Here is a 9,298-nt window from a genome sequence, read left to right as displayed (position 1 = left end):
CTCTGAAATGAGGGAGCAGAAACTTCTACGTTTTTAATTGACAGTGGGGGTCATAACAACGCCTTGTTAAGGTGTGAGGCACGCAATACCGAAGCCGCCGCATAACACCTTAACCACTAAAACCAACGCATAGTAAAAATGCCACGCGTGCCGAATCACTCTTGAACAATTTGTTATGCATTATTCTTCGTAGCCTCTAACTTCGATACCATTCTCGAGATCAAAGATTGGAAAGTGACCCAATTCTTTAGCTATTGATTTAAGGTGCTCTACATCTTGGCTACGTTCAAATGCTACATTCGATTTTGGTCTATAATTCTGTGGGATAGCTACTGACAATATCCACTTGTATTCGAATGGTTGAAACCTACCGTCTGCAAACCCATGTGGCAGTAAGTCATAGCTTTTGGGTAAGCAGTGAACTTCTTCATGCTCAGAGTCAATAAACCTCCAATATGATACTTCTACCTCAATTCCAGCATCAGCCCAAGCTGCAAACAACTTAAACCACTTCGAATTACTCATATATCTTACAGAGTATTTGTTGCAAGCTTTTTGGTACTCTAAATCCATTGAAGTCCTCTAATGCATAACAGCTATTAGATCGAAAAATTCTTCATTTAAATACAGGATCATTCTATCTAGTTTCATATGCATAGCAATCTAGCACGATTTATTACATTATTTCAGTGACTTAAAACATAGATAGGCATATCAAATAACAAAATACAGAATATTTCCATATGTTATGAATCTAGCTAAACCCGCCTCGCACTGTATGTGTCCACAGCCCTCCGAGCTATGTTGAAAACACAAAAAAGCCTGCCATCTATGCGAACATAAATGGCAGGCTTTATACGTTAGTTAAGCTTTTGACTGGCTAGCTTACGCCGCTTCAAATGCGAGGGCTTTCTTTTCTACTTGGCGGAAGATAAGTGTTAAAATGCCGTTTACTGCTAGGTAGAATGCACCAGCGATACCGAACACAGTCAGTGTGTCGTACGTTTGGCCGTTAATACGCTGAGCGTAGCCCATCAAATCCATGATGGTAATGGTGCTTGCTAGTGATGTGCCTTTGAAGACTAGAATCACTTCGTTTGAGTAAGCTGGAACGGCACGGCGTAATGCGTATGGCAGAAGCACTTTAAGCGTCGTGATTTTGTCCATACCTAGTGCACGACATGCTTCCCACTGCCCTGCAGGAATCGCATTGAATGCGCCTCTGAACAGTAGCGTGCTGTATGCCGCCGTGTTCAAAGCCAATGCCAACATTGCGCAGAACCAAGGTTGGCTGAGCCATGTCCACATGAAGCTTTCACGAATCCAATCGAACTGACCTGGGCCGTAATACACCAAGAAGATCTGAACTAGTAATGGTGTACCAGTGAACAAGGTAATGATGCCACGTGTTACCCAGTGAATCGCAGGTAATCTTAGGATCAGTGTTACCGTCATCAGTAGCGACAAGATACAACCAACAAGCAGTGACGCGCCGGTGAGTTGAAGACTGGTCGTTAAACCTTCAAGCATTTGAGAGAGGTATTGTTGATTCATGCCATTGCCCCTTTGTTACCCAACCCCTGAATAGAGAACTTACCATCAATCACTTTTACTGCTCTTTGCGTGATCAATGTGATGATTAGGTAGATAGCTGCCGCCGTTGCGTACCAAGTAAATGCTTCGTGCGTTGCTGCTGATGTTAACTGCGCTTGCTTCAGTAGATCGGTGACGCCAATCAGAGAAACCAATGCAGTATCTTTCAACAGAACCAACCACTGGTTCGTTAAGCCTGGTAGTGCGTGTCTTACTGCTTGTGGCAAAACAATTCTGAAGAATGCGTGAGATTGTGGAATACCTAATGCACTCGCCGCTTCTCTCTGCCCTTTACCTACCGCTTTCAATGCACCACGAATAGTTTGTGAAGCGTATGAAGCGAAAATAAGTGACAACGCAACAACACCAGATAAGAACGGGCTAACTTCAACAAAGTCACCAGTGATCATGAAGAGCACTTGTGTTGAGCCAAAGTAGATAAACAAAACCACCAAGATTTCTGGTAGACCACGTACGATTGTCACGAACGCGGTTGTCGGCCATTTGATTGCAACACGACGAGACATTTCTCCGCCTGCAAACATTACCGCTAGAACTAATCCAACCAATAGGCTTACGAATGCAAGCTGAATAGTCATCCAGCTTGCCTCGACGAGCCCTAAAGAGTAACCCGTTAATTCCATAAATTACTTACCGAAGTACTTGTTGAAGATCTTGTCGTACTCGCCGTTTGCTTTAACTGCTGCAAGTGCTGTGTTCAGTTGTGCAACTAGCTCTGGGTTGCTCTTGTTTACTGCGATACCAAAGCCGTTACCAAAGTACTCTTGGTTTGTTACTTGGTCGCCAACGTACGTTAGGTTGTCTTCTTTCTTAAACCATTCAGCGACTACCGCTGTGTCACCGAATACAGAATCGATACGACCGTTTTTCATATCGATGAATGCATCTTGGTAGCTTGAGTAAGGTACTGCTGTCACACCTGGTAGTTGCTCAAGAAGGTAGCTTTGGTGAGTAGAACCGTTTTGAACACCGATACGCTTGCCTTCTAGTGCTGCTTGGTCTGCTACTTTGCCTTCAATAGAGATGAATGCTGCAGAGTTGTCGTAGTAAGCGTCAGAGAAGTTTACTTGTTGAAGACGTGCTTCAGTGATGTCCATTGCAGAGATAGCCGCATCGTAACGTTTGAATTTAAGAGCTGGAATCAGGCTATCGAATGCTTGGTTGTGGAAAGTACACGTTGCTTTCATCTCTTCACAAAGTGCGTTTGCTAGATCGACGTCGAAGCCTTGGATTTGGTTGTTCTCATCCATGTATTCGAATGGTGCATAAGTCGCTTCCATTGCGAATTTGATTTCTTCTTGAGCTGCTGCATTGAAAGAAGCAAGACCGATAAGTGAAGCTAGTAGAATCTTTTTCATTTTGTTACTCCGAATACATTGTGATAGTGGCCTGTGGCCATTCTTATAATTTGATTGTTTTAATCGATGTTGTGTTTAGGTAAATCTAGTCAGTGACTTAGTGAGTCAAATATTCAGCAAACTCTGGAGTCTGCGGATTAATAAATGCGTCGCTGGTGCCGTGTTCCACGATGTACCCCTTTTCAAGGTAAAGAACGTGGCTCGCAATCTTCTTGGCGAAGTCAACTTCGTGAGTCACTACCACCTGAGTAATTCCAGTGCCGCTTAGCTCTTTAATGATGCTAACTACTTGGTTAGTGATCTCTGGATCAAGAGCCGCTGTTGGTTCGTCAAACAGCAATACATCCGGCTTCATCATAAGAGCACGAGCAATCGCGACACGTTGTTGTTGACCACCAGATAGTTGTAACGGCCAAGCGTCTGCTTTGTCTGCAAGCTGTAAAGTTTTCAAAACTGTTTGCGCTTGATTGATCGCTTCTTGCTTATCTAGGCCTGCAACCTTAGTTGGTGCTTCAATCAAGTTTTCCATTACCGTCATGTGTGGCCACAAGTTGTATTGTTGGAAAACCATGCCGACTTTACGACGAAGTTTCAGCCCCTGCTTCTCTTGGATCTGGCTAGAAAAATCGAATTGTTCATTCGCAATGTCTAGCTCACCGTTATCAGCAATTTCTAGCAGGTTCAAAACACGCAGTAGTGAACTCTTACCGGCGCCGCTTGGGCCAAGCAGTACCAAGGTTTCGCCACTCTCACAGTTAAAACTGATGTCGTGAAGAACTTGGATATCGCCGTATGATTTGTTGATGCTCTTTACTTGAATACTCATGCCAAATTACTGCATTAATTGTCATTTGTTGGTTATTCTATTTAAACTGAACTTTTATGCAAGAAAAATGTATAAAAAATTAATTTGTTGAATTTTTGTAACAAATACTGCGCAAAAAACAGCCTCATTAACTGCTCATACCTCTTTTCATCCAAGCTATTGAAAACTAGAATATGACACCAAAAAGCAAACGTTTTTATAAATCCAAACCCACTTAATAAGCGAAGGTAGTAGACTCTTAATTGAACCTATACACCTGAATAAAAATCAGGGATAACCACCCTATTATTACTCTGACAGCAGCGAATAAGTGTGCTTAATTTTCCTTTTGTTTAGCTTTCCACGTACGCATCGAATGCACACGAGTTATAGAAAATTGAGTTTCCTAGGAAGCGTTACGCTCCAATAAATGCTTTAATGGCATCTATTCTCAATAACTAGCACTTGCCAGCGAACAAGACGTATTACAAGTAACCAGTCATCTATTCTTAAAGCGACAAACACTAAGGCAATCATATGCAAAACGATGTCTCTTCTACGCTTGAGGCAACTCAGCGACAAGCTCAACAGAATCCAGAATCAAAACCAGAGAAGAAAAGCCTCAGCATTTTGCTTGAGCTGATTAAATTTATTCAACCTTACAAAGGCCGCGTGATTGCAGCTCTGATCGCTTTGATCTTCACGGCGAGCTTAACCCTTTCTGTGGGACACGGTATTCGCCTTCTGATTGACCAGGGTTTTAGCCAACAATCGTTATCAGACTTAGGTAGCGCTATCCAATTCATCATGGTCGTGGTGGTATTGATCTCTATTGGTACCTTCTTCCGCTTCTATTTGGTTTCTTCCGTTGGTGAACGTGTAAGCGCGGATATCCGCTTATCCGTCTTCAATCACGTTGTGACACTTCATCCGAGTTATTTTGAAACCAATGGCAGTGGCGACATCATGTCGCGCATCACAACAGACACCACCCTGCTTCAGAGTATCATCGGCTCTTCGTTCTCGATGGCGATGCGCAGCGCGCTAATGTGCCTTGGTGCAATCATCATGTTGTTTGCCACCAACATTAAACTCACGCTTATCGTGCTGGCTTCGGTGCCGTTTATCTTGATTCCAATTTTGGTTTACGGGCGTCGCGTAAGAGCGCTATCACGTAAAAGCCAAGATTCGATGTCAGATGTTGGCTCTTATGCGGGAGAAGCGATTGAGCACATCAAAACCGTGCAGAGCTACAGCCGAGAAGCCCAAGAGAAAGCGTCGTTCGCACTTGAAGTAGAAAAGGCTTATGAAATTGGTCGTCAACGCGTAAAACAGCGCGCGATTCTTATCTCTGGCGTGATTGTTATCGTGTTCAGTGCGATTGCAGGCATGCTTTGGGTGGGTGGTACTGATGTTATCAACGGCACCATGTCCGCCGGCGATCTGGCTGCATTTGTCTTTTACGCGATTATGGTCGCTTCATCCCTAGGGACAATTTCTGAAGTGATGGGCGAACTGCAACGTGCGGCAGGTGCCACCGAGCGTTTAATTGAGATTCTGCAAGTGGAAAGCCACATCGTTGCCCCAGTCAAGAATCCAACATCGCTCGATAACTTAACGCCAGAAGTCGCTTTTGATAATGTGACCTTCTGTTACCCGTCTAGACCTGATCAACCAGCAACAAGCAACCTGTCGTTAACCGCGCACGAAGGTAAAGTATTGGCGTTAGTTGGCCCATCCGGTGCAGGTAAAACCACCCTATTTGAATTGCTGCAACGTTTCTACGACCCTCAAATGGGTAAAGTGACGCTAGGTGGCGTGAAACTCAATCAGTTTGACCCGAACGAACTAAGAAAGCAGATGGCGCTTGTTCCTCAACAACCCGCTCTGTTCAGTAACGATGTGTTCCATAACATTCGCTACGGCAACCCAGAAGCGACTGATGAGCAAGTGATTGAAGCGGCGAAAAAAGCGCACGCTCACGAGTTTATTCAGAACCTACCAGATGGATACCAGAGTTTCCTAGGAGAGCGCGGCGTAAGGCTGTCTGGTGGTCAACGTCAGCGTATTGCCATCGCGCGTGCCATCTTGAAAGATCCCAACATCTTACTACTGGATGAAGCAACAAGCGCTCTAGACAGCGAAAGTGAGCATCATGTTCAGCAAGCATTGGAAGAATTAATGCGCGGCAGAACGACGATCATCATCGCCCACCGTTTATCAACAATCAAACACGCAGACCAAATTGCGGTGCTCGATCAAGGACAGCTTGTAGACATCGGCAACCACCAGTCGCTCATCAATAGCTGTGAACTATACCAACGCTTGGTTGAACTCCAATTCAAACACCTGAGTGACGAACCAGTTAGTAGCTAACAGCCAAGCCTCTGACAACGTGTGATTTCTGGCTTCAAAAACTTAAATCACACGTGTTGCAGTTTTGTTAAATTAGCGGTAGGGTTTTTATTCCAATGAAGGATAAATAACAATAAGAGAGTTCGCATGGAAGCATTATTATCTGACTACCCGGTAGTAACAGAAATCCCAGTCGCTTGGGGAGAAATGGACGCACTCAATCACGTCAACAACGCTGTGTATTTTCGTTACTTCGAAACCGCTCGCTTAGATTTCTTTAAGCACGTAGAACTGATGGAAGAGATGGCAATCACTAAGGTTGGTCCTGTTCTTGGCGACACTTATTGTAAATATTTCCGACCTGTCACCTACCCTGATACTTTGATGGTGGGTTCACGAGTCACCGACATTCAAGACGACCGCTTTACTATGGAATACGCGATCGTCAGTAAAGCGCAGCAAAAGCTTACGACTGTCGGTACCGCGACTATCGTGATGTTTGACTTTGCATCGAACCAAAAAGCGCTGCTGTCACTGCGTCTAACCAGTGAAATTGAGCGAATGAACACGCTAAAAAGCCCATGCTTCAAACAAGAAGCAGTAGCGGAATAAACGACTCGTTAATTCAGACCGAATTAGAAACCTCAGATATAGAAAAAGCCACTCGTTTGAGTGGCTTTTTGTTTGGTTTTTTGAGCCTATTAGCTTTGGGATATAGGTATTGAGAGCTATAAACCTTCCCCCCCTATAGCCGCGAACCCTAAAGAACTTTACCGCTATAGACTTTTAACCCTATAAACCTTGGACCCTATAAACCTTGAACGTACTGAGCGTTAGTACGAATCTCGACAAGTTGCTCTAGGTGTTGTTGTGAGCCTTCAACGCCGTTGATTAAACCTTCGAAGTGCTTGATCAGCTCTACCTTGTCTTGAACTTCTTTAGAACCCGCGCCAATGTTGGTTAGGTCGATAAAGAATTCGTCAAACAGGCCAGAGAAATCCGTTACAGCGTCATGGTTTAGGAACTGCTCATGGTTGTAAATGCTTGGGTAGCCACCCTTCTGTTTATCAACCGCGAACGAGATACCTTTTACGTTAGTAATCGTGGTCGCTTTCTCACACTTCAACATACAACCTGCTTCGATGCTTGGTTTGTTACAGCCTACTGTTCTTTGGAAGAAACATTGGCGGCTAGTCATCATCAAGATTGGGTGGTAAATGCTGTAGAACAGTTTGAAGTTCTCTGGGCGGCGAATATGACGAATCTGACCTTTGTTGATCTCGTTCGAAATGAACGCGCCCGCACAGTTTAGCTCCTCTTTAAGCGTCACTAGTGCGTGAGAGTTTGTCGTGTTCATGAATGGACCTGCAACCCACTCGATACCCATTTCGTAAGCCTTGTATGCCATACCCGTGTTATTAGTCACGATGCGAGCAGGCTTAACGACTTCAAGAATACGAACAGCTTCGTCGTAGTCCTTACCAATCAATACTGCTGGGAACCACGGAATCAAACGTGGGTTTGCCGCTAAGATATCGATGTATTTGTTACAACGCTTCTTAAAGCTTTCTGGGAGCTTGAAGTAAACGTCCGCGTCCGTCACATCACATAGGTGCAAGTCTGCAACGTCAGCGATAAGCATCGACATAGTCGGCTTCTCGTTCACTTTAGGGTGCTGTGGTAGTGCTGGCACTTCAACGTGCTTAATCACTTCAACAGAACCGTTTAGAATGAAGTCAATTTCGTCTTTAAGGTCAGACACTTCTTTCAACGGAATCACTAGCCCAGGGTCCACTTCGCTGAAATCTTGGCTTTCTAGTGTGTGAACCGCACTCTTCACGTTTTTGAATCGCTTCTCAAGTAGCTCTTGAGTGATCGCTTTTTCTTCTGTTGCAGTAAGCAGCGATTTAGATTGCAGGGTGAAATTCTCTTTTTCTGTCTTCACTGCCACCGTAAATGGCTGACCTGCTTTTGCGCTGAAAGACATAGCAACCGGCGTTTTGCGGATATCAAGGAACTTAATCTTGTCACGCATTTCGTCGCCAAGTACATCTTTCGCTTCATGCAGCTGTACTGTCGCTTCTTGAATCTGAACCACTGAGATTTCGTTGTTCTTCTCTTTCGCCTGTTCAACCGCATAGTTAATGCTGTTATCACGAGGGTTATCGATGAACATGTCTTTCGTTAGGTTGCCCTTAAGGAAAGAGTTCGTGAATTCACGGTTGAACACTTTGTGTAGGTTAGAATCGTCTTCAAGCAACAAACCCTCTTGTACAAAGCTATCGATCTGCTTGCGCCACGTATCTACCACTGTGTAAACGTAGTGTGCGCCTTTAATACGACCCTCGACTTTAAGCGAGTCTACCTTTGCGTCTACCAGTTCTGGCAAATCGTAATAGGCAGAGTTGTCTTTTAGGTTCAGTGGGAAGCGGTTACCCGCATTGGTGATTTCATATTCATCACGACATGCTTGGCTACAACGACCGCGGTTACCTGAGTTACCCACACTTACTGAGCTTGAGTAACATTGACCCGAAAACGCGATACACAACGCGCCATGTACGAACACTTCTGTTAGTACATCATGGCCGTGTGCGACTTCGGTCAGCATTTTAATTTCAGGCAGGTTCAACTCACGCGACAAGTTAACGCGCGATGCGCCAATCTTAGACAGGAACTTAATCTGACCTTCGTTGTGTGTGGTTAGCTGAGTTGAAGCGTGAACATCTAATGATGGGAAGTGCTTCTTCACTAAGTTAAACAAGCCCAAATCTTGGACAATGATGCCGTCTACCTTTGTGTTCACCAGCTGGTTTAATAGCTTAGTGATGCTCTTCGTTTCGTGCTCCAGCAGCACAACGTTAAGCGTTAGAAAGATCTCACAACCGTATTCATGAGCAAGGCGGATTACCCCGTTCAACTCATCTAACGACAGGTTAGAAGCTCTGTTACGAGCGTTGAAGGTATCTAAACCGCAATAAACTGCATTTGCTCCGGCTACGATGGCTGCTTTGATCGCTTCTACATCGCCACCAGGGGCTAATAACTCAATTTTTCTGCTCATTTTTGAAGTCGCTCACTTACTTATAATTTTTAAGCCGCGTATTCTACCCACATCACGATCTGTTTACCACTGTACAACACTTTTCAAACTCAATGACCTCAA

The 9,298-nt window shown here is 44.5% G+C and carries 8 protein-coding genes; 2 read left to right on the top strand and 6 right to left on the bottom strand.

Going from position 1 to position 9,298, the window contains the following annotated elements; translation table 11 throughout:
• Positions 1 to 180: 180 nt before the first annotated feature.
• The 5 genes from JC606_RS15990 to artP all read right to left on the bottom strand — a co-directional run bounded on the left by JC606_RS15990 (position 181) and on the right by artP (position 3,798).
• A complete protein-coding gene (locus JC606_RS15990) occupies positions 181 to 525 on the bottom strand; it encodes a hypothetical protein (RefSeq protein ID WP_198778955.1) in 345 nt (114 codons plus the stop codon).
• Between the two features lie 360 nt (positions 526 to 885).
• Positions 886 to 1,554 carry an arginine ABC transporter permease ArtM gene (gene artM / locus JC606_RS15985; RefSeq protein ID WP_137408466.1) on the bottom strand — a complete coding sequence of 223 codons (669 nt, stop codon included), beginning with the start codon at positions 1,552 to 1,554 and terminating at the stop codon, positions 886 to 888.
• Positions 1,551 to 2,237 (bottom strand): arginine ABC transporter permease ArtQ, encoded by a 687-nt coding sequence (gene artQ, locus JC606_RS15980; RefSeq protein ID WP_171367241.1) that lies wholly within the window; start codon positions 2,235 to 2,237, stop codon positions 1,551 to 1,553. Before artQ ends, artM begins: the two co-directional genes overlap by 4 nt.
• Positions 2,238 to 2,240: 3 nt before the next feature.
• The gene (locus tag JC606_RS15975; protein WP_102424729.1) at positions 2,241 to 2,972 is read right to left on the bottom strand and encodes an arginine ABC transporter substrate-binding protein; all 732 of its coding nucleotides are present in this window, start codon (positions 2,970 to 2,972) and stop codon (positions 2,241 to 2,243) included.
• Positions 2,973 to 3,069: 97 nt separating this feature from the next.
• Positions 3,070 to 3,798, bottom strand: a complete 729-nt coding sequence (artP, locus tag JC606_RS15970; RefSeq protein ID WP_061031351.1) for an arginine ABC transporter ATP-binding protein ArtP — start codon at positions 3,796 to 3,798, stop codon at positions 3,070 to 3,072.
• 516 nt (positions 3,799 to 4,314) lie between these two features.
• On the opposite strand from artP, the gene JC606_RS15965 reads away from it, so the two are divergent.
• Together JC606_RS15965 and JC606_RS15960 are read left to right on the top strand one after the other, a co-directional pair.
• Entirely contained in the window at positions 4,315 to 6,153 is a 1,839-nt protein-coding gene (locus JC606_RS15965; protein WP_198778954.1) for an ABC transporter ATP-binding protein/permease, read from the top strand.
• Positions 6,154 to 6,279: 126 nt separating this feature from the next.
• On the top strand, positions 6,280 to 6,744 hold the full coding sequence (locus JC606_RS15960) for an acyl-CoA thioesterase (RefSeq protein ID WP_004741007.1): 465 nt from the start codon (positions 6,280 to 6,282) through the stop codon (positions 6,742 to 6,744).
• 196 nt (positions 6,745 to 6,940) lie between these two features.
• Here JC606_RS15960 and JC606_RS15955 read toward each other — a convergent pair whose 3' ends face one another.
• On the bottom strand, positions 6,941 to 9,196 hold the full coding sequence (locus tag JC606_RS15955; protein ID WP_198778953.1) for a peptidase U32 family protein: 2,256 nt from the start codon (positions 9,194 to 9,196) through the stop codon (positions 6,941 to 6,943).
• Positions 9,197 to 9,298 lie beyond the last annotated feature (102 nt).

This window comes from Vibrio sp. IB15, assembly GCF_016406055.1.
GTDB classification, from domain to species: Bacteria; Pseudomonadota; Gammaproteobacteria; order Enterobacterales; family Vibrionaceae; genus Vibrio; species Vibrio chagasii.
Note: the sequence above shows the minus strand (reverse complement) of the source record. Positions and strands in the feature narration are given on the sequence as shown.

Coding starts and splice junctions, on each gene's coding strand:
- JC606_RS15990 (WP_198778955.1), bottom strand. CDS start 525: ATGAGTAATTCGAAGTGGTTTAAGTTGTTTGCAGCTTGGGCTGATGCT.
- artM (WP_137408466.1), bottom strand. CDS start 1,554: ATGAATCAACAATACCTCTCTCAAATGCTTGAAGGTTTAACGACCAGT.
- artQ (WP_171367241.1), bottom strand. CDS start 2,237: ATGGAATTAACGGGTTACTCTTTAGGGCTCGTCGAGGCAAGCTGGATG.
- JC606_RS15975 (WP_102424729.1), bottom strand. CDS start 2,972: ATGAAAAAGATTCTACTAGCTTCACTTATCGGTCTTGCTTCTTTCAAT.
- artP (WP_061031351.1), bottom strand. CDS start 3,798: ATGAGTATTCAAGTAAAGAGCATCAACAAATCATACGGCGATATCCAA.
- JC606_RS15965 (WP_198778954.1), top strand. CDS start 4,315: ATGCAAAACGATGTCTCTTCTACGCTTGAGGCAACTCAGCGACAAGCT.
- JC606_RS15960 (WP_004741007.1), top strand. CDS start 6,280: ATGGAAGCATTATTATCTGACTACCCGGTAGTAACAGAAATCCCAGTC.
- JC606_RS15955 (WP_198778953.1), bottom strand. CDS start 9,196: ATGAGCAGAAAAATTGAGTTATTAGCCCCTGGTGGCGATGTAGAAGCG.